The following is a 19,263-nucleotide window of genomic DNA, read 5'->3' as shown; positions in this document are numbered from 1 at the left end:
ATGAAAGCAAAACAAAGTCTTCAAAAAAATTGGCTTGCCCGTGGTAAAGCCTTATTACTTGCACTTGCCTTTGTATCGTTTACAATTTCCAGTTGTAACGATGATGACAACGGGGCAATGCCCACCCAAAGCATTGTAGCCCTTGCACAGGGCAACAGCAACCTATCAACACTGGTTGCAGCACTTGTGAAATTTCCCGACTTAGTTACAACGCTCAGCGGTAGCGGTAGTTTTACCGTATTTGCACCCACTAACGATGCATTTGCCTCTTTATTAACGGCAATCGGCCAAAGCAGCCTGGACGATATTCCTGAAGATGTTCTGCGCGATGTCCTTCAATACCATGTTATTGCGGGAGCCTCTGTTAAATCAACGCAGTTAACGGCAGGTCCTGTTGCTACGGTAGGGGGTGAGAATATTACTGTAAGTTTAACTGGGGGCATTAGGCTAAACGGAACAGTAAACGTTGTTGCGGCCGATGTTGAGGCAACTAATGGCGTTGTGCATGTAATTGATGCTGTTCTTGTGCCGCCTTCTATCACCCCAATTGTTGGCACAATTGTGGCTCCCGCTTTCTTTAATAAAAACTTCACCACTTTGATTGCCGCGGTTAAAGCAGCATCTCCCACAGTTTTACAAACATTACTCAACTCCGAAAAGAAAACCTTGTTTGCACCAACTAACGCTGCTTTTTCCGCAGCAGGAATTACCTCGTTGCCAAATCAGGCCACATTAAATGCTGTGCTCACCTACCACGTGCTAAACGGTGAGGTGCGTGCAGCCGACATTACGAATGGCAGCTCTTCAGCGGCAACGCTAAACGGAAACATCTTCCTAAGTAAAGGTTCGGCCGGTGTATTTATAAATGGAACAACACAAGTAACGGCAACGGATATTTCAGCCTCCAATGGAGTTGTTCATGTAATCAATAGAACCTTATTGCCACCATCACAAACAATTGCAGAGATCGCTGTAGCAGCGTCAACAGCTTCATCGCCCCAGTTCACCCAACTGGTAGCGGCTCTGGCTAAAGTTCCTTCGCTGTTAGATGCGGCAAGTGCTCCCGGTAACCTTACGGTATTTGCCCCAACGGATGCTGCATTTCAGGCACTTTATGCTGCCGCTGGCGTAGCCGATATAAATGCTCTTGAAGCAGCCATCGGCAACACCAAACTGGCCGAAGTATTACAGCACCATATTGTTGGCGCACGGGTATTTTCAACGGATTTATCAACGGGTTCAGTCACCACACTTAATCAAAATGTAACGGTAAACGTGGGCAACCTAACCATTACCGATGGTAGCGGTAGCACACCGGCCGCAAACCTGGTTGGCGCTTCTTTGAACATTCATGGAACAAACGGGGTTATTCACACGATAGATAAAGTGCTTATTCCGACAGGCATTTTGTAGGGTTGAGGGGTAGGTTTAGGAGGGAGAGTCCCGCACCTTGTGCGGGACCTCTCTGTTAAAATGTATCGCACATTCGGCTAAATTTTATGTTTAAAGTCCGCTATCGATATATCTTCATTTTAGGATTGGCCGTTTATTCTTTCCTGAATATTCGCTATACGGTAGGCGACAAGCTTTTTGATTTCACCATTTCAAACACCTTACTTTTTATAACCCTTACTACGGTAATTTCAGGGATTTGGGAGCTTAACCGTTTAGTTGAAGCCCGGCTCGGCACGCTTTATCTTTTTTTCAAAAGAAAACTTCATCCCCTGTTAATACTTTTTGTTTTAAGCCTGCTTAATGTAGCAGCAGTCTGCTTCATTGCCATGGAGGCGTTATATGCGTTAGCCGATATACCGGTTCAAATAAATACAGCACACTTAACTTTGTTAATGGCTTTCGGTTTTCGCGTTAATCTTTTTTTGAATTGTATTAATGCCATCGTGTTTTATATGAACAAGCTAAAAAAAACACAACTGGAAGCCGAGCAGCTGAAAAAAATTTCCATTGAGGCTCAATTCGAAGCCCTGCGCAACCAAATTAATCCACATTTTTTATTTAACTGCTTCAACGTGTTGTCAACCCTTGTGTACAGGGATGCGGAAACTTCGGCAAAATTTATTGATCAGCTTTCATCAGTATACCGTTACCTGCTATACAATCAGGAGAAGAAAATTGTATCCCTGAAAGAAGAGCTTGCATTCATTGAATCCTACCTGTACCTGCTCAAGATCAGGTTTGGCGAAAACATTTCAATTAAAAATGAAATTGATCGGGAAGGTGAAAAATTTTACGTAGCCCCTGCGGTTCTTCAAATGCTGATTGAAAATGCGATAAAACACAATGTGGTTTCGCGTAAAAGCCCGCTTGAAATCTCCCTTACGGCTGTAAATGGCTCCATTATAGTAAGCAACACACTGCAGCCAAAAGCAGTAAAGGAGGAATCAACCCGGATTGGCCTCAAAAACATTCAGAGCCGTTATGAGTTTTTAAGTAACCGAAAGGTTGAAATAAGCAAAACTGAAAATCGCTTTACGGTTAAAATTCCATTATTGGAACTGGACGAATGAAGGTTTTATTAGCAGAGGATGAGCCCCTGGCAGCCGATCGACTGATTGGCCTGTTAGGAGAATGCGAACCAGGAGTTGAGGTAGTTGACCATGTGGACAGCGTGGAGGACCTGATACGTTTTTTTAAAAACCCGGCCCCGGTTGATTTATTGCTGCTTGATATTCAATTGGCCGATGGAAAGAGCTTTGAAATTTTTGATAAAGTTCAGGTTGATGTACCCATTATCTTTACCACGGCCTTTGATCAATACGCGTTGCAGGCATTCAAGCATTTTAGTATCGATTATTTACTAAAGCCCGTTCGAAAACAGGAACTGTGCTCAGCCCTGGTTAAATTTAACAAGCTGGTTTCGGCTCCGAAACAAAATGTGCCACTGGAAGAACTGAGGGAATTTTTAAAACGGTCAAACACAACTTTTAAGGAGCGTTTCCTGATCAAGTCGGGTAACAAACTCCAATTTAAACCGGCTGCCGAAGCCGCTTATTTTTTTGCCGATGGCAAAGTAGCCTTTCTTGTTACCAAAGGCGATAACCGAAAGTTTATACTTGACCACACCTTGGAAGAGCTGGAACGATTGCTTGACCCACGCATGTTCTTTCGCATTAGCCGTAAATTTATTGTGAATATTGATGTGGTTGTGGAGGTGAAGGGGTTAATGAGTTCGCGACTGGAAGTAAAACTAAACCAGCCTTGCGAACACGATTTGTCAGTAAGCCGCCACCGTGCAAGTGAATTTAAAACTTGGCTTGATCGGTAACGGAAATTATCTTCGCAATTACTTTAAGCGTATATGAAGGCCGTTGTATTTATCCTGTTTTTGGTTGCACCTCTTTTTGTTTTTGCCCAAGATGTTGCTACAGACGTTGATGAATTGAAGAAGGAGATCCTGCAACTTCGAAACGATGTTGACCACATTCAACTTAACCTGCAAACATCGCAAAATAAATTTAAGCGAGGCATTGCCATTGCTACTATTGGCTACTCAGTTACTATTGCCGGGGGGTTAATGCTCGGCAGAAAAAATGATGACCTCGGTAAAGGCCTCTTGATTGCCGGGGGCGCAACCGGCATAACCGGCACTATTCTTATGGTAGATGCTTTTAAATACCTGGGCAGATTTAACAACAAAAGCAGAAAGCGTTAGCCCTGTTGCCTGGCGCGCGCTTCGGTGATCATCAGGAACTCAGCCACATTTTCAGTGTCCAACATCCCTACCAGTATTCCGTTTTCGAAAACGGGCGAGACAGATTTTTTCATGGTCTGGAGACGCGTCCAGGCCTCTTCAAGCGAGGATGTTTTTTCAAGGGCAAGGAAATCACGGCTCATGGCCTCAGCTACCGGGTGACTGGCCTTCCCCTGACGAAGGGCTTTGATAATTTCATCGCGACTTAACGTGCCCACCACCCCGGCTTCATCAGCAACTATAAAATTCCGGTTTTGTGTGTCCAGCAGCCGATCCGAACTATGTTCAATGGTATCGGTGGGATTTAACAAAGGCACATCACGCATTAGTGCATCGGCAACGGTATAACCTTTTAATAACGACTTTGCTTCGGCAAATTGTGCCTCGGCCTGTGCTCCCAGAAAAATGAATATACCAATAAACACCAGGAACGGGTTATAGAAAAAGCCAATGAATACAAAACCCACAGCCAACAACTGGCCGACTGATGCCGCTATACGCGTGGCCACATTCCGCTCAAACTTAAAGGATAACAACGCACGGAAAACACGACCACCATCCATAGGAAAAGCGGGAATCATGTTGAAAACCGCCAGCCAGATGTTTACCACCATTAATGAAAATAAAAAATTATGATGGCTGAGGCGGCTTAAGTCCATCTCTTCAATCAGGCTAAGGCTTAGTTTAATAAAAGGATACAGCACTGCTGCAATAACAATATTTACAGCCGGTCCAGCCAGCGCCACCACCAACTCCTCTTTGGGTTTCTCAGGTATCGATTCGAGTTGGGCCAATCCGCCAATGGGCAACAGGGTTATGTTTCTGGTTTTAATGTTGTACCGTTTGGCAGCTAAGGCATGCCCCAGTTCGTGGGCGGTAACGCAGGCAAACAAAGTAAGGATAAAAAGCACGCTCCAGATGATATCCACCGTGCCCATGCCTTGCTTTAGGTTGATGTACACAATCCATCCAATCAAGATCAGAAATGTCCAATGAACAAAAATCTGTATTCCGGCAACACGGCCTAACGACAAGGAATATTTCATTTTCATAGAGCGAGAGTTTAGGGGCTTACGAATAATGGCCAGTTTTTACATGGCTCAAAAACCTTTCAAGAGTAGCATTAACCAACTTAGGTTGTTCAATTGTTGAACTATGACCGGCACCAGGAATAATTTCCAACACCGATCCGTTAATTTGCTTATGTATGCGCCTGGCTTTTTCGGGTGTTGTGGCCACATCTTCATCACCAACAATAACCAACGTTGGTTTTTGAATCGATTTAATTTCGTCAAACACACCGCTTCGGTTAATCACACCACTTACGGCACGGGTAACGGTTTTTGGTAAAGTCATCATTTTGCTTTCCCAGTATGATCTTTCCCCGGCCCTTTCCGGATCGTTCATGAATGTTTTTCCGAAAAGGATATTCATGATTTTTTTTGCAATGGGCTTACTTCCGGCAACTTTAAAAATCATATTTAACGCATGGTATTTCAGTTTATTCACTTCTTCATCGGCCGAGGTTTCCATAAGCGTTAGGCTCTTTATCAAGTGCGGTTTACGGGCCGCCAAACGCATGCCCACAAAACCACCCATGCTTAAGCCAACAAAGTGAACAGCGCCCAACTGTAAATTTTCAATCAGTGCGGCCGCATCAATGAACAAACTGTCCATATCATATCCGGAATCGGTAACCTCACTATCGCCCTGTCCGCGATGGTCGTATGCAATACAGCGGTAGCGGTCTTTGAAATAAGCGATTTGCGCCCGAAACATTTCATGTGAAAAGAGCAGGCCGTGAGAGAATACAATGGTCTCCTCACCGGTTCCTTCATCGCTATAATATAAACTGGCGTTATTACAGTTAATGTGTGGCATACGAGCTGGTTTTGGTTAAAAGTATTACAGGATAAGAAGTATAACAAGGACATTTGTCAGTCACCATCCATCACAGTAGGGTTTTATTTGAGTTTTGTTAGTTGTACTTTTCTTAACCGAATACACCTGAACATGAATTACCGGATTTTAATCCTTGCATGTATTCTGCCCGCTGCGGCATCGGCCCAATTAGTGGTGAAAGCGCTTGTTGGCGGAACGCTAATCGATGGTTATGGAGGGAAGCCTTTGCAGAATTCAGTCATCATCATTGAGGGCGAGCGTATAAAGGCAGTCGGGCAACTCGGCTCGATTGAAATTCCTAAAAATGCAGAAATCATTTCCACCGAAGGCATGAGCGTTTTGCCCGGCCTGTGGGATATGCACGTGCACCTGATGATTAACGGGCATAGTGACTATACACACTGGGATAAAACTTATATGAAAATTGCAAAAGATGTTATTATGCCCTCATCGGCACACCAGCTTTTGCTGGCCGGTGTTACCAGCGCACGCGATTTGGGCGCACCACTTGAGGCGAGTATTAACGTTCGCGACAGGATCAACAGAGGCGAAATACCAGGCCCCACCATGTACATGAGCGGGCCGTTTATCCAGCACGAACCCTATCCGGGCACGGCAGAGTTTCGCTGGGGGGTAAAAGGGGAAGCCGATGCAAGGGCTAAAGTACAGCGCCTGGCCAAAGCCGGAGTGAATTGTATCAAGCTCATCGATCAGGATGAAATGACCGAGGCCGAATACCTGGCCGTAGTGGATGAGGCGCACAAGAATAAATTAAGGGTTGTTGCACACGCGCACCGCCCCGATGAAATACGCAGAGGATTAAAAGCAGGTGTGGATTGTTTTGAACATACTGGCCTTGCTGCTGCGCCTGAATATCCGGCCGATATTATTGCCATGATTAAAGAGCGGACTGCGAAAATGAATTTAGGGCCATTATTCTGGACGCCCACCGTTGAAGGGCTTTATAATTACGACTATGTACGCGACAACCCTGAGTATTTGGATGATACCTCGTGGCATGTGGGCTTACCCGATTCCATTGTTGCGGACATTCGGCAATCCATTAAACATCCGGGCAGGCTTTCCTATTTCGGGTTGAACCCCTTGCGCAAGCCAACACTGAAAACAAAGATCAATCAACTCAAAAATGCAGGCGTGGTGTTGCTGATAGGAACCGATAGCGGCATACCGATGAAGTTCCACAGCCAGAGCACCTGGAACGAACTGGATGTGTGGGTTAACAAATTTGGTTTCGACCCGATGTACACCATCCGCGCGGCAACCTACTGGCCGGCCGTAGCGATGGGCGTAGAGAAAGATTTTGGAACCATCAGCGAAGGAAAGTATGCCGATATTATTGCCGTGAAGGGCGATGTGCTCCGGTACATCGCACTATTGCAGCGAGTGGATATGGTAATTAAAAAAGGGAAACGCTATAAATAAACTACAAAACAAACCTGTCATGATTAAAAAGTTCTTCCTCTTCCTGTTGCTACTGTTTCTTGTTGTTATTGGAATCGTGTTGTTCAACACCTTTCGTTTTCAACCCAATCAACAAGCGGTTGAGTCGGTACCTGCTCCTGAATTAACAGAAGCATCCTTACAACATTTTCAACAAGCGCTTTCTTACAAGACCATATCCTATGGCGACCCGTCATTGTTTGACTCCACACAATTCATCGGGCTCCGTCAGTTTCTGGAATCAACTTACCCGAAAGCACACCAGGTACTAACGCGCGAAATTGTAGCCGGCTATAGCCTGCTCTATAAGTGGGAGGGAAAAAATGCTGACTTAAAACCCGTTGTACTAATGGCCCATCAGGATGTGGTGCCTATTGAAGAAGCCACCAAATCTATGTGGACAGTCGACCCGTTTGCAGGCGTAATTAAAGACAATTTCATCTGGGGGCGCGGTACTACCGATGATAAAATCAATGTGGTTTCCATTATGGAAACGGTTGAGAAACTGGTCAGCGAAAACTTTCAGCCCGAGCGAACAGTCTACATTGTTTTTGGTCACGATGAAGAAATCGGAGGCAAGGGCGCTACAGCCATTGCCAAACTTTTAAAAGATAGAAACATCGCGGCCGAGTTTGTGCTTGACGAAGGCGGATTGATCACAGCCGAGAAAGTTCCGGGAATGACAAAGCCCATCGCCTTGCTTGGCACAGCCGAGAAGGGATACCTTTCATTAAAATTAACGGTTAGCCTTCCGGGGGGTCATTCGTCTATGCCCGAAAAAGAAACGGCTATTGATGTGTTGGCTAAAGCACTAAACACGCTTCGCAGCAAGCCTTTCGAACCGGAGTTTTCCGAACCGATGCACGGCCTGATGGAAAGCCTCGGTCCCGAAATGCCGTTTGTTCAACGCATGGCATTTGCTAATCCATGGTTATTCAAGAAAATGATTTTAAGCACGTACTCCCAAAGCAACACGGGCGATGCCATGATCCGCACCACCATTGTACCCACCATCATTGAAGCCGGCATTAAAGACAATGTGGTGCCCACCGTAGCAACAGCCGTTGTCAATTTCAGGTTGTTGCCAGGCCATACGTCAGACCAGGTAATTGAAGAGGTGAAAAAGAAAATAAACGATGAACGCGTTAACGTGGCGCCATTAAATAAAAATGTTTCAGAGCCATCGCCAGTAACGCCAATTAATGGTTTTGGGTATCAAAAAATTGCCGGCACCATTAAGAAAAGTTATCCGCAGGTAATTACCTCGCCATTCCTGGTTATTGGCGCAACCGACTCCCGGCATTTTACGGAAGTATCATCCAACATCATCAAGTTCAGCCCGATGATTGACCCGATTGGTTTTCATGGCATTGACGAACGCGTGAGTTTGGAGAGTTATAAAACAGCCTTGTGGTTTTATGAACAGTTGTTAAGGGATTTGAATTAAACATAAACGCTCTGTGCTCTTTGTGTAAAACTTTGTGACCTCTGTGGTTTTGCATTTAGGGTACTTTAAAAGAAAAAATCACTGACATGAAAAAGATAAACCTCCTTATCGCGCTGCTCACGGCACTATCTGCAGCATTAGCCCAAGTCACCATTGATAACCTCCTCAACGTACCCTTCCCGACAAACCTTACCGCCAGTGCCGATGGCAAACGTATAGCCTGGGTGTTTAACGATCAGGGCGCGCGTAATATTTACGTGGCTGATGCCCCGGATTTTGCACCACGAAAGGTTACCAACTACAATCAGGATGACGGACAGGAAATAGCATCGGTGCAGTTCACGAACGATAATGCGAAAATCATTTTCATACGCGGAGGCGCCCCAAATAGTGCGAATGAACTACCCAATCCTATTGCGTTGCAGCCCAGCGTTGATCGCGCCATCTGGATTGTGAATGCAGACGGCAGCGATTTGAAAAAACTGTCCACCGGTTTTTATCCCAAACTTTCGCCCGATGGAAAATCATTGGCGTATTTAAGCAGCGGCCAGGTGTGGCTAGTTAAACTAGACTCAGCCGGCAAGGGCAAAAAACTTTTTCATTCACGCGGCTCGCAAAGCAATATGCGCTGGTCGCCCGATGGCCGTAAACTGGCTTTTGTGAGCAGCCGTACCGACCACTCGTTTATTGGTGTTTATGATTTTTCAACCAACACTATTCAGTTTCTTGACCCGAGTGTTGATCGGGACGGTAATCCGGTTTGGTCGCCCGATGGAAAGCAAATTGCTTTTATACGCACGCCCAATGTGCGTAACCGCCTGCCCTTTGTGCCGGCACGCGAGGGCCATCCGTGGTCTGTACGCGTTGCCGATGTAAGCACCGGAAAAGCAAAAGAAGTTTGGGTCGCTAAACCGGGTAAAGGCAGTGTGCTTCACACCGGCATTCCGGTAGTGGATAACATGCTATGGTGGATGGGTGATCGCCTGGTGTTTCCGTGGGAGCGCGATGGCTGGCAGCATTTGTATTCGGTTTCCACAAACGGAGGCGAAGCAGTATTACTTACCCCGGGCGATGGCGAAGTGGAGTCCGTGGATGTGGCGCGTGATGGAAAAAGCCTCATTTATGTAACCAACATTGGCGACATCGACCGGAGGCATGTTTTTAAAGTGGCCGCTACCGGAGGAAAACCACAACAACTTTCCACAGGCGATGGCATTGAATACGCACCGGTTGAAACAACAGCCGGATTAGTCTGCCTGCGTACCGATGCCACTACGGCTGCCTGGCCGCATATTGTGGCAGCCAACGGACAATCAAGAATGATCGCAACTGATTTATTCCCGAAAACTTTTCCCAAAAAAGATCTCGTAACCCCTCAGGCTGTGATGATCACCGCCACGGATGGCATGAAAATACCCGCACAGCTATTTCTGCCAAAGGGCGCCAAGGCTGGCGATAAGCGGCCAGCTGTAATCTTCTTTCATGGTGGCTCGCGCAGGCAAATGGTGCTGGGGTTTCATTATAGTCAGTATTATCACAACGCCTATGCACTCAACCAATACTTTGCCAGCCAGGGTTATGTGGTGTTGTCGGTGAACTACCGTAGTGGTATTGGGTATGGTTTGGATTTCCGCGAAGCCATTGATTACGGTGCAGCCGGGGCCAGCGAGTATCGCGATGTGGAAGGAGCAGGATTATACTTAGCACAGCGTCCGGATGTTGACCCGAAGAAAATCGGGTTGTGGGGAGGAAGTTATGGAGGCTACTTAACCGCGATGGGGCTGGCCAGGGCATCCGATTTGTTTTCTTGCGGGGTGGATATTCACGGTGTGCACGACTGGAATGTAGTGATCCGAAATTTTGTTCCCTCCTATCAGGCAGAAAAGCAGCAGGCGTTCGCACGCCTGGCCTTTGAATCATCGCCCATGCATTTTATCAAAGGCTGGCGATCCCCGGTGTTACTTATTCATGGCGATGATGATCGCAACGTGCCCTTTAGTGAAACCGTAAGTCTTGTTGAAAACCTACGCGAACAAGGTGTGTATTTTGAGCAATTGGTTTTTCCGGACGAAGTGCACGGATTTCTGCTGCACAAAAACTGGTTAAGTGCCTATAAAGCCTCAGCCGATTTCTTTAAGCGCATGTTTGATAAAAAGTGAAATCCATAAGTCAACAGCTACTCAGCTATGTTTCCGGAACCATTGTTGAAAAGCGACCAAGTGCGGTAAGCGGAGAATTGGAAGTATGGTATCAAAACGGAAAGTATGTTCTGCATTCTCCCGATGCGAATTATTCTTTCGACACGCTGCATAAAATATTTCAAAAAGCTTTCAAAAAGCTTGAAGTAGATAAACGAAACCTTGAAACTGTTTTGATACTTGGGTTTGGGGCAGGAAGCATAGCGACTATTTTGTGTGATGAGCTAAAACTTGCCCCACAGCTTACAGGTATAGAGCTCGACCCAGAGGTAATAGCACTAGGAAAAAAATACTTTGATCTGGACAGGTACAACAACCTTACACTTCATATGGCCGATGCCGCTGATTTTGTAGCCGTGTGCAAAACCCGTTTCGATATGGTAGTGAGTGATGTTTTTGTGGATAAGCACATTCCATCAAGAATGCTGAAAACAGAATACGTAATGCATCTGGTACGGCTTACAACGCATGGAGGCCTTGGCATGATGAACATCATAACCGAAACAAAAGAACAGCACTGTCAACTCGAATTGTTTCTGAGAGCCCTAACAGCCACTGGCGTTCGTCACAAAACCCACCGGGTATCGTCTGTTAATTCAATCATTTCCTGGATCGGTTAAACCTACTGATAAATGTCATAGCTTCCGTTGATCCGGATCAGTCAAAATAGATTTCAGGGGTAATATCTTGTCTTTCAGAAAGGGGCGATGCAACTCGCGGGTTGGCATTTAAAAAATCCTAATCATGAAAAAGATATTAATTCCAACAGATTTTTCAGCATGCGCAGAAAATGCATTTTATGTAGCACTGGAAACTGCGCGTAAGGCGGACGCTGAATTGATCATACAACACCTTTACGATGATAAGTCGGGCAGCATGCATGTATTGCTGAACAAGCCATTGGAAACTGATCCTGTTCTAGGTCAGGCAAAAGCAAAACTTGATGAGCTCATTACGTTGGCCGAGCGGGCAGGTGTTAATGCAAGGCCTTTGCTGGTAATGAACAAGGGCACAGACAAAATTGAAAATTATATTGAGCCCCTCGGAATTGATTTGGTAGTAATGGGTTCGCATGGTGCAACGGGCATTCGCGAATGGGTTATCGGGTCGCAAACCCAACGGGTTGTTCGCCACTCCTCCGCACCGGTTCTTGTTATCAAAAACAAACCCGGTACCGTTAGCTTTGAAAGGATTATGTTTGCCTCTACATTCCATGAAGATCCTTCGAAAGCCTTAAACAGCCTGGCGAAGCTAACCGGCCTTTGGCGCAGCACCATTCATATGCTCTACATTGGGCTCGAAAATGACAAACAAACCAAGGCTGAGGTGGACGAAAAGATGAATGTACTGCAGGCCCAGTTCCCGGGCACAAACTTTACCCGCAATTTCATTACCACCAACGATCCGGAGTGGGGCATTAAATATGCCGCAAAAGATATTGCCCCTGATATAATTGCACTCACGGCCCAACTAAAAACAGGTGCTTTTATTTTTTCACATAGCCTGGCCGAAAGCTTGGTTAACCACGAGCAACTCCCAGTACTTGTTATTAATGTGAAGGGCTAAGCAGTACGTTTTAAAAGTTCATCTAATTTTAGGGGATCAACAAACATGAACCACCTTGGCCAGCACTGAACATCCGCCCGTAAAAGCAAAACCGTTTGTTGATGCGGATAGTCTGTTCTCCATTCATCCCGAGTTATTAAATGACGCGTTCATTTATGTGCACGGTCACGTAAAACCACACGCGAACGAAACGCTGATCAGGATTTGGCAATCAACCTATTTAATTGGTAAAGAAGCTGGTGAACGGGCCGAACTCATACATGCCGAAAACATAACATATGCTCCGGTATGGACAATTGTACCCGATAAATTGCAATTCAATTTCTTACTGATATTTTCCGCGTTACCCAAAACATGCCGTGTGTTTGACCTGGTTGAACAGATACCGCAACCCGGAGGATTTTTTGCTCCAAACATCAGGCGCAATCAAACTGACATATACCATATTAGCTTTGATTTTTGATTTCTCGATCGGTCAGAGAATTATTCGTTTTAATTAAGATTTAAGATAATGTTAGAATAGATCTTTTTTCGTAAAAGCAGTTTCAAAGGGCGGGTGAAAAGTCTTTAAGTGTAAAAAGCAGTGCGTGAATTAAACCTGTATAGCCTTTTTAATCACCCGTTCTATAGAAAGCCCCTGCACAACAATAGAGAATAGCACTACCGTATAGGTTATCACCACGATTAACTCTTTGTACGGGCCGGCCGGTATAGTCAGCGCCAAGGCAATAGAAATACCTCCGCGCAAACCTCCCCACGTCATAATCGTAAGCGTTTTTGGTTCAAATTGTTTTTTAAACCCGAACGCATAGGTAGGCAACGCCAGGGAAACATAGCGTACTATCAAAATGATAAGTACAGTAAGTAATCCTAATAATACATACTCCCACGATAATGGAATGATCAACAACTCCAGCCCAATGAGTACAAACAGGGCGGCATTCATAATCTCATCAATAATTTCCCAAAACTTGTAGGTGTAATCCAACGTCACATCCGACATGGCACTTGCTTTTCCTTTGTTACCGATGATAAGCCCGGCCGTAACCATGGCGAGCGGACCGGATAAGTGAAGGGCCAACGCCAGGGAGTAACTACCCATTACCATGGCAAGCGTTAACAACACTTCGGTTTGATAGTGGTCAATGCTTTTTATCAAACGATAAACGACCAGGCCACAAACAATGCCCAGTACAATGCCGCCTATAATTTCTTCGGCAAACAATAGGGCTACTTCATTAAAGGTAATAGTGCCCAACCCGGCTGTGGCGATATGAAAAATAACAATAAACAGCACTACTCCCGTGCCATCGTTAAACAGCGATTCACCCACGATTTTTATTTCCATAGGTTCGGGGGCGTTGGCTTTTTTCAAAATGCCCAACACGGCAATGGGATCAGTTGGTGAGATGAGCGCACCAAACAGCAAGCAGTAGATGAATGGTAATTCGTAGCTTACAAGCTTGAGTGCAGCAAATAATAATACGGCAATAAGGAAGGTAGAAATAGTTACCCCCAATGTTGCAAACGAAGCAATGGGCCAGCGCATGCTTTTCAGTTTGTGCCAGTCGGTGTGGAGCGCGCCTGCAAACAACAAAAAGCTTAGCATGAAGTCGAGCAAAATATCAGAGAAGTCAAGCCGCTCAAGCGCTTGCTCAGCCAGTCCTTCCAGCCCGGGGAAGATAACATTGGCCACCTGTATGCCTACGGAAAACAGCAGCCCCATGAGCATGAGGGCAATGGCTGCCGGTAACTTAAGGTAGCGCTCATTAATAAAGGCGAATACGGCCGAGAGGACAAGAACAGCGCTGAAGATTTGGAGTAATGACATAGGGCAAAAATATAAGTATGAACGAAGCTAAAAAACCCACCCGCTTCAACGCTTACCCTCAACACTACAATAACTTGTTTGAATTAAAGCAAAGTACGCGTACAATAAATACTGGTTGCGTGCGACTTTTCCTTGAAATGAAGCTACCTTTATTTGTATGGAAAAGATCAGGGCCATTATTACAGGGGTAACCGGTATGGTGGGTGAAGGTGTTCTTCACGAATGCCTTAACCATCCCGATGTTGAAAGTGTGCTGGTGATTAACCGTAAACCTTGCGGGGTTGTGCATCCAAAGCTGAAAGAAATAATTCACCCCAATTTTCACGACCTGTCGGGCATTGAAGATCAACTCCATTCCTACAATGCTTGCTTTTTTTGTGCGGGTGTTTCTGCGGTGGGCTTAACGGAACAGCAGTATTATCATCTCACGTATAACCTCACCTTGCAAGTTGCGCAAACCCTGCTGCGCAAAAACCCGGAAATGATTTTTTGTTATGTTTCAGGCTCGGGAACAGACGGCAGCGAAAAAGGCCGCATGATGTGGGCGCGTGTAAAGGGAAAGACAGAGAACGCTTTGCTTCGGCTTGGCTTTAAAAGGGTTTACATGTTTCGGCCCGGGTATATGCAACCCACAAAAGGTTTGAAAAACACGTTGCGGTGGTACAGTGCTATGGCGTGGTTATATCCTTTATTGAGCGTGTTGTTCCCTGCTTATGTGTCAACCCTGAAAGAGGTAGGTACAGCCATGATCAGGGTGGTTACGATGGGGTATGAAAAACCAGTTCTTGAAGTTAAGGATATCGTTAAGCTTGCCCGTAATTGAGTAGTTTTGAAGAGATTTTTTAAGTGCAAAAGGATATGGCAACGACTAAAATTACGGTAAACAATAATGGTTCACTAAAAATTGAAGGCGATTTTGAAATCGTAGACATGCAGGGTACTGCGTATGGTTTACAAGGACGAACATTGGTATCGCTTTGCCGCTGTGGTCTTTCTAAAAACAAGCCTTTTTGTGATGGTTCGCACAAAGGCCATTTGGAGCATGAAGCCAAAGCTTTTGACCTGCCACCACGCAAAGTATAAATCTACGTTTCCCGGCTATTTAATAATCAGCACCCTTTCTTTGGTTATGCGAAGGTAATTTGTTTAACTTCGATTAGCCTTTGTTACCAAATCGGCTACAAACCCTAAACAGAACCTGTCTAAGGTTTCTGCCAAACTAATTGATTCGTGTCGTTTCGGTAATGGTAGGTTAAAATCTAATCCCATTCACTATGCTTAAAAAAATTCTGCTTGGCATCGTGCTGGTGGTAGTTGCGGCCGTTGCCATTTTGTTTGTTACTGTAAATCTTCGCTACAATCGCACCTTTGATGCACCTTATCCCGACATCCAGGCCAGCACGGATTCCGCTATGATCGCAAGAGGAAAGTATCTCGCATACGGTCCGGCACATTGTTCATTTTGTCATGCACCTATGACGGAGTTCCAACGTGTGGATCGGGGGGAGGAGGCTCCGCTTAAAGGTGGATTTGATTTCAAGATGCCTTTTGGAAATATGTTTGCTCCTAACATTACACCTGACGAAGAGACGGGAATCGGAAAACTTACTGATGGACAAATTGCCCGTGCGTTACGCTATGGAGTTGCGCATGATGGACGGGCCATTATAGACATGATGCCTTTTTATGATATGAGTGATGACGATCTAAAGGCCATAATCTCTTTTCTTCGTTCGCAGGAACCTATTCACAATCCCAGGCCAAAGCATGAGCTCAATTTTATAGGCAAAGCAGTTTTTTCATTTCTTGTTAAGCCCATGGGCGATGGAGATGTGCCCCCTGCCCCTGCGCCTGATTCAACAGCCGCCTATGGTGCATATATCGCCAACAGTATTGCTAACTGCGGGGGTTGCCACACCCCACGCAGCATGATGACCGGAGCGTACATCGGCCCCGAGTTTTCAGGCAGAAACAAATTTGAAATCATCGATGAAAACGGAAACATTGTAAAAGGCAAACATGTAATGACACCGAACATTACTCCCGACAAGGAAACCGGGCGCATGGCCGATTGGACACAACAAGATTTTATTAAACGCTTTCGTGATGGCCGGGTCATTCCGGGCACACCCATGCCTTGGGGACCGTTCAGCCGGATGAGCGACATGGAGCTTATTGCACTTTATAAATACCTTCAAACAGTAGCTCCGGTAAGAAGTGAGTACACGCTCGGTATTCAGGATGGAGATCCAGATTAATCTTTAGGCAAAAGAAACCACAAGGCGGTTATCTATTTAATAAATGGTGACAACTCTGCTTTTAACTTTTCAAACTCTTCCTGGGTAATCAGGCCCAGGTCGAGTTTGTCTTTAGCTCGTTTAAGTTCAGTTAGTGCGTCATCGCTACTCATCACCGAAGATTTTATTTCTCCTGTTGCCAGGGCATTTTCAATAGGGATTATAAATGTTGAGGGACCCCATACGCCTTTGGTATAAAAGTTTACTGCATAGCCAATGCGCTTATTGCCCACCACGCGAATTCGTTTCAGTTCTGTTTCAAATCCGCTATACCCTGCGGGCAGGTTGGCCGATCCGGTAAGCGCATCTTGTTCAATAATGTAAACAAAGGTTTGGTTTACGGAAGACGGTCTTCCAATTTTAAGTCGATCACCAACGTTATAAACAGTGCCCTCCCGGCAAACATAGGCAGTGTATTGTTTTTCAAATTTTGTACCTGCTTTCAGGTCTGTGAATCTAATCTCCTGTGCATGGGAAGTCGGGGCACATAAAATAATTAGAACCACCGTGTATAGTAGCGATTTCATTTTCTTTTTGTTCTGATGCTTATTTCGTTTTTACAAATAGGTGCGGAGCCGGTATTGTCTTGTAGTAGATCACACTCAAAAATCCTTTATCGGAGGCACGTTTGATTTCCATTTTTATGGCATCACCCTTTTTGAGTCCGCCTAGTTCTACTGGCTTTTGAGCCACTAACGTTGCGGTACAACCATTCCAGGTGAGTTTGTAATCCTCTGTCATCTTTCCATCTTTAAATTCACTATACCGGTTGGCGGTTACAACAGCCTTAACATCTCCTAGTATAGTTTCGGTTACGTATTCGCCCAGCACCAACTTGTTACAACCATTGGTTACGGCAGGATAAGCTTTAAGTGGCGCAAAAGTCTCATCGTTTTCCAATGCAGCACAATTATCCATAAGGGTCATGGCCAGATCTAATCCCAGAACAGTCATGGCTTTGAACATATTGTCAATCTCTTTGTAATGCGTTGTCAGCCGCTCTTCCAATGATTCTTCATTGGCCTCAAATACGCGCTTCATGCATTCGTCCCAATCCTTCTCTTTGGTAACTTCAACACAGCGGCAAATCGCATCGCCAAAGCCTTTTATTAAATCTGTGTTTGCATCAATTGCAAGCAACTTAGGATCAACCTCTACTTTTTCTTTCTTTTTATTAAGTCGCGCAAATTCATCGGGGCAGTTTTTGTAGGCCTCGTTACGCACAGCGGTCATGGCTTCAAACGGCTCATCTTTAAAGGTGCCCTGTTTACGCAACTCAGTCTCAACCTCATCGGAGTACTCCGACAAGCATCCCAGAATTTTAAAGGGAAGTTGTTTTTCTGTAAAGTCATCCGTGTTTATACTCTTTAAACATTCACAGCCTTCAGCCGCTGCTTTGGTAAGGATATCTTGTGCAGACAGGGACGAAACGCCCCACACAACTAAAGTGAGTAGTAGAAAAAGCCGGTTCATTTCATTTTTGGGTTTAATGATTTTATTAAAGGTATGAACCGTGCACGGATAAATAATGCGTACACCACCTACATAAGCATGTAGGTGAGGGGGTGTGTGGATCGTTTAATTTACCTCAACAGGACGAAGACAAAGCTCCAGTATTCTTTTCTTCAATTCCGGGAATACAACTTGAACGTCAGGGGAAAGATCAACGGAAAGGGGCTGAATAGTTTTTACAGAGACGACAAACAAATACACATCCGGTAGCTGATCGAGCAGCGTGAGTGATTCAACTAAGTCTTTTAACCCGATTTCATGCGTGCTCATGGCTTTCGGGAAATCAGAAGCAAACTTCGGGCGAATTAATTGAATCGTACCCGCTGGCTTATCATCCAGGGTGGCATCAATAAGAATAACCCGCGGATACGATTCAATATACTCCATCAATTGAAAACCGGCCGTACCGCCATCCAGCACATCGGCAAGTCCTGGCAAAATTTCATCTTTTAATTCCTGCGCCAGATGAACACCAAGGCCCTCATCGCCCATCAGGTAATTTCCCACGCCAAGAATCAAAGTGTCTGATGAACGCTCCATTTTTTTATCTGCTTGAAATAGGTCTCACACTCCCCTCTCCAGTAGGAGAGGGGTTGGGGGTGAGGCATTACTTTTTCTTTTCTTCAACTTTCTTATTCGCCTCAAAAATTTCTTCTTCAATAAATTTCCATCCGCCACCCATCGAAGAAATCTCTCCGCGGCCTTCTACGTAGTCGTGATAGAACACCAGATACACATGCACTACTGTGAACAGGATGAAGAACCACATCGTCCAGTGATGGATTTGCCGGAGCATGAAATCACCCCCCACTACGGCAGGAACCCAGGCGAATAAATTCGGGAACCACCAGTCGCTGGTGGCCGAGTACAACCCAAAGCCGGTGAGGCATTGAATACCAAATGCAATGAAGGTTAAGAAATAGATGAAACCAGCCACACGGTTATGACCGATGGTGTGCAACTCACTTCCCTTCGTCATAAAAATGTCAGTCTCAATAATGGCCCACATGTCTTTAAAAAATTGCTTGTTGGTAGGAATAAAATTTTTCCAACCGGCATACTTATTTCCAACAAAACCCCAGTAAATTCTGAACGCAAAGTTGAAGAAGAAAATATAGGCAGCTACAAAATGAATGAACCGAACGGTGCCCATAATATAAAGATCAGACGCTTCCTTACCAGACAGAATGGCTAATGGATTACCAATATAAAAGCCGGTGGCGATCAGCGCCAGAATACATAACGCATTCAACCAGTGGTATACCCGTACAGGCAATTGCCATACAAACACGCGTCTTAGTCTGTGCGGTTTTGATATTACAGTTGTGTTCATAACGCTA

General features: G+C 45.2%; 20 protein-coding genes. 13 read left to right on the top strand and 7 right to left on the bottom strand.

The window, feature by feature from the left end; all coding sequences use genetic code 11:
• From KIT51_00885 to KIT51_00870, 4 genes are all read left to right on the top strand, one after another.
• Window positions 1-1,413 carry a fasciclin domain-containing protein gene (locus tag KIT51_00885; GenBank protein UYN86871.1) on the top strand — a complete coding sequence of 471 codons (1,413 nt, stop codon included), beginning with the start codon at window positions 1-3 and terminating at the stop codon, window positions 1,411-1,413.
• An 86-nt stretch (window positions 1,414-1,499) separates the two neighbouring features.
• On the top strand, window positions 1,500-2,525 hold the full coding sequence (locus tag KIT51_00880) for a histidine kinase (GenBank protein UYN86870.1): 1,026 nt from the start codon (window positions 1,500-1,502) through the stop codon (window positions 2,523-2,525).
• Window positions 2,522-3,283: a response regulator transcription factor gene (locus tag KIT51_00875; protein ID UYN86869.1), complete on the top strand. Its 762-nt coding sequence runs from the start codon at window positions 2,522-2,524 to the stop codon at window positions 3,281-3,283. The genes KIT51_00880 and KIT51_00875 overlap by 4 nt, the downstream gene beginning before the upstream one ends.
• A 33-nt stretch (window positions 3,284-3,316) precedes the next feature.
• A complete protein-coding gene (locus KIT51_00870) occupies window positions 3,317-3,670 on the top strand; it encodes a hypothetical protein (protein ID UYN86868.1) in 354 nt (117 codons plus the stop codon).
• Here the strand turns inward: KIT51_00870 and KIT51_00865 are convergent.
• Both KIT51_00865 and KIT51_00860 read right to left on the bottom strand, forming a co-directional pair.
• Window positions 3,667-4,755 carry a site-2 protease family protein gene (locus KIT51_00865; protein ID UYN88453.1) on the bottom strand — a complete coding sequence of 363 codons (1,089 nt, stop codon included), beginning with the start codon at window positions 4,753-4,755 and terminating at the stop codon, window positions 3,667-3,669. The genes KIT51_00870 and KIT51_00865 overlap by 4 nt on opposite strands.
• 25 nt (window positions 4,756-4,780) lie before the next feature.
• Entirely contained in the window at window positions 4,781-5,590 is an 810-nt protein-coding gene (locus KIT51_00860) for an alpha/beta hydrolase (GenBank protein UYN86867.1), read from the bottom strand.
• A 132-nt stretch (window positions 5,591-5,722) separates the two neighbouring features.
• Between KIT51_00860 and KIT51_00855 the strand changes: the two genes are divergently transcribed.
• The 6 genes from KIT51_00855 to KIT51_00830 all read left to right on the top strand — a co-directional run bounded on the left by KIT51_00855 (window position 5,723) and on the right by KIT51_00830 (window position 12,746).
• Window positions 5,723-7,054 carry an amidohydrolase family protein gene (locus tag KIT51_00855; GenBank protein UYN86866.1) on the top strand — a complete coding sequence of 444 codons (1,332 nt, stop codon included), beginning with the start codon at window positions 5,723-5,725 and terminating at the stop codon, window positions 7,052-7,054.
• 19 nt (window positions 7,055-7,073) lie between these two features.
• Window positions 7,074-8,519 (top strand): M20 family peptidase, encoded by a 1,446-nt coding sequence (locus KIT51_00850; GenBank protein UYN86865.1) that lies wholly within the window; start codon window positions 7,074-7,076, stop codon window positions 8,517-8,519.
• 86 nt (window positions 8,520-8,605) lie between these two features.
• Window positions 8,606-10,678, top strand: coding sequence for a S9 family peptidase (locus KIT51_00845; GenBank protein UYN86864.1), 2,073 nt, complete (start codon window positions 8,606-8,608; stop codon window positions 10,676-10,678).
• A complete protein-coding gene (locus KIT51_00840) occupies window positions 10,675-11,337 on the top strand; it encodes a fused MFS/spermidine synthase (protein ID UYN86863.1) in 663 nt (220 codons plus the stop codon). Before KIT51_00845 ends, KIT51_00840 begins: the two co-directional genes overlap by 4 nt.
• Before the next feature lie 124 nt (window positions 11,338-11,461).
• Complete coding sequence (locus KIT51_00835) at window positions 11,462-12,283, top strand: universal stress protein (protein UYN86862.1); 822 nt, start codon at window positions 11,462-11,464, stop codon at window positions 12,281-12,283.
• 55 nt (window positions 12,284-12,338) lie between these two features.
• Window positions 12,339-12,746: a hypothetical protein gene (locus KIT51_00830; GenBank protein ID UYN86861.1), complete on the top strand. Its 408-nt coding sequence runs from the start codon at window positions 12,339-12,341 to the stop codon at window positions 12,744-12,746.
• A gap of 129 nt (window positions 12,747-12,875) precedes the next feature.
• On the opposite strand, the gene KIT51_00825 is transcribed toward KIT51_00830, so the two are convergent.
• A complete protein-coding gene (locus KIT51_00825; GenBank protein UYN86860.1) occupies window positions 12,876-14,114 on the bottom strand; it encodes a sodium:proton antiporter in 1,239 nt (412 codons plus the stop codon).
• A 157-nt stretch (window positions 14,115-14,271) separates the two neighbouring features.
• Between KIT51_00825 and KIT51_00820 the strand changes: the two genes are divergently transcribed.
• From KIT51_00820 to KIT51_00810, 3 genes are all read left to right on the top strand, one after another.
• On the top strand, window positions 14,272-14,937 hold the full coding sequence (locus KIT51_00820; GenBank protein ID UYN86859.1) for an NAD-dependent epimerase/dehydratase family protein: 666 nt from the start codon (window positions 14,272-14,274) through the stop codon (window positions 14,935-14,937).
• A 35-nt stretch (window positions 14,938-14,972) separates the two neighbouring features.
• The gene (locus KIT51_00815) at window positions 14,973-15,197 is read left to right on the top strand and encodes a CDGSH iron-sulfur domain-containing protein (GenBank protein UYN86858.1); all 225 of its coding nucleotides are present in this window, start codon (window positions 14,973-14,975) and stop codon (window positions 15,195-15,197) included.
• A gap of 191 nt (window positions 15,198-15,388) precedes the next feature.
• Window positions 15,389-16,372 (top strand): cytochrome C, encoded by a 984-nt coding sequence (locus KIT51_00810; protein ID UYN86857.1) that lies wholly within the window; start codon window positions 15,389-15,391, stop codon window positions 16,370-16,372.
• Between the two features lie 32 nt (window positions 16,373-16,404).
• On the opposite strand, the gene KIT51_00805 is transcribed toward KIT51_00810, so the two are convergent.
• From KIT51_00805 to cybH, 4 genes are all read right to left on the bottom strand, one after another.
• Window positions 16,405-16,938 carry an SHOCT domain-containing protein gene (locus KIT51_00805; protein UYN86856.1) on the bottom strand — a complete coding sequence of 178 codons (534 nt, stop codon included), beginning with the start codon at window positions 16,936-16,938 and terminating at the stop codon, window positions 16,405-16,407.
• Between the two features lie 19 nt (window positions 16,939-16,957).
• Window positions 16,958-17,884: a hypothetical protein gene (locus tag KIT51_00800; protein ID UYN86855.1), complete on the bottom strand. Its 927-nt coding sequence runs from the start codon at window positions 17,882-17,884 to the stop codon at window positions 16,958-16,960.
• A gap of 105 nt (window positions 17,885-17,989) precedes the next feature.
• A complete protein-coding gene (locus KIT51_00795) occupies window positions 17,990-18,463 on the bottom strand; it encodes a hydrogenase maturation protease (GenBank protein UYN86854.1) in 474 nt (157 codons plus the stop codon).
• Window positions 18,464-18,530: 67 nt separating this feature from the next.
• Window positions 18,531-19,256: a Ni/Fe-hydrogenase, b-type cytochrome subunit gene (cybH, locus tag KIT51_00790; protein UYN86853.1), complete on the bottom strand. Its 726-nt coding sequence runs from the start codon at window positions 19,254-19,256 to the stop codon at window positions 18,531-18,533.
• Between the last annotated feature and the right edge of the window lie 7 nt (window positions 19,257-19,263).

This window comes from Cyclobacteriaceae bacterium (genome assembly GCA_025808415.1).
GTDB lineage: Bacteria > Bacteroidota > Bacteroidia > Cytophagales > Cyclobacteriaceae > UBA2336.
This window is presented reverse-complemented; position numbering and strand designations above follow the sequence as displayed.

What these genes read in the sequence shown, in the direction of transcription:
- KIT51_00815 (UYN86858.1), top strand. Translation starts at nt 14,973, where the DNA reads ATGGCAACGACTAAAATTACGGTAAACAATAATGGTTCACTAAAAATT.
- cybH (UYN86853.1), bottom strand. Translation starts at nt 19,256, where the DNA reads ATGAACACAACTGTAATATCAAAACCGCACAGACTAAGACGCGTGTTT.
- KIT51_00870 (UYN86868.1), top strand. Translation starts at nt 3,317, where the DNA reads ATGAAGGCCGTTGTATTTATCCTGTTTTTGGTTGCACCTCTTTTTGTT.
- KIT51_00850 (UYN86865.1), top strand. Translation starts at nt 7,074, where the DNA reads ATGATTAAAAAGTTCTTCCTCTTCCTGTTGCTACTGTTTCTTGTTGTT.
- KIT51_00820 (UYN86859.1), top strand. Translation starts at nt 14,272, where the DNA reads ATGGAAAAGATCAGGGCCATTATTACAGGGGTAACCGGTATGGTGGGT.
- KIT51_00800 (UYN86855.1), bottom strand. Translation starts at nt 17,884, where the DNA reads ATGAACCGGCTTTTTCTACTACTCACTTTAGTTGTGTGGGGCGTTTCG.
- KIT51_00825 (UYN86860.1), bottom strand. Translation starts at nt 14,114, where the DNA reads ATGTCATTACTCCAAATCTTCAGCGCTGTTCTTGTCCTCTCGGCCGTA.
- KIT51_00865 (UYN88453.1), bottom strand. Translation starts at nt 4,755, where the DNA reads ATGAAATATTCCTTGTCGTTAGGCCGTGTTGCCGGAATACAGATTTTT.
- KIT51_00835 (UYN86862.1), top strand. Translation starts at nt 11,462, where the DNA reads ATGAAAAAGATATTAATTCCAACAGATTTTTCAGCATGCGCAGAAAAT.
- KIT51_00810 (UYN86857.1), top strand. Translation starts at nt 15,389, where the DNA reads ATGCTTAAAAAAATTCTGCTTGGCATCGTGCTGGTGGTAGTTGCGGCC.
- KIT51_00805 (UYN86856.1), bottom strand. Translation starts at nt 16,938, where the DNA reads ATGAAATCGCTACTATACACGGTGGTTCTAATTATTTTATGTGCCCCG.
- KIT51_00860 (UYN86867.1), bottom strand. Translation starts at nt 5,590, where the DNA reads ATGCCACACATTAACTGTAATAACGCCAGTTTATATTATAGCGATGAA.
- KIT51_00855 (UYN86866.1), top strand. Translation starts at nt 5,723, where the DNA reads ATGAATTACCGGATTTTAATCCTTGCATGTATTCTGCCCGCTGCGGCA.
- KIT51_00795 (UYN86854.1), bottom strand. Translation starts at nt 18,463, where the DNA reads ATGGAGCGTTCATCAGACACTTTGATTCTTGGCGTGGGAAATTACCTG.
- KIT51_00880 (UYN86870.1), top strand. Translation starts at nt 1,500, where the DNA reads ATGTTTAAAGTCCGCTATCGATATATCTTCATTTTAGGATTGGCCGTT.
- KIT51_00875 (UYN86869.1), top strand. Translation starts at nt 2,522, where the DNA reads ATGAAGGTTTTATTAGCAGAGGATGAGCCCCTGGCAGCCGATCGACTG.
- KIT51_00845 (UYN86864.1), top strand. Translation starts at nt 8,606, where the DNA reads ATGAAAAAGATAAACCTCCTTATCGCGCTGCTCACGGCACTATCTGCA.
- KIT51_00885 (UYN86871.1), top strand. Translation starts at nt 1, where the DNA reads ATGAAAGCAAAACAAAGTCTTCAAAAAAATTGGCTTGCCCGTGGTAAA.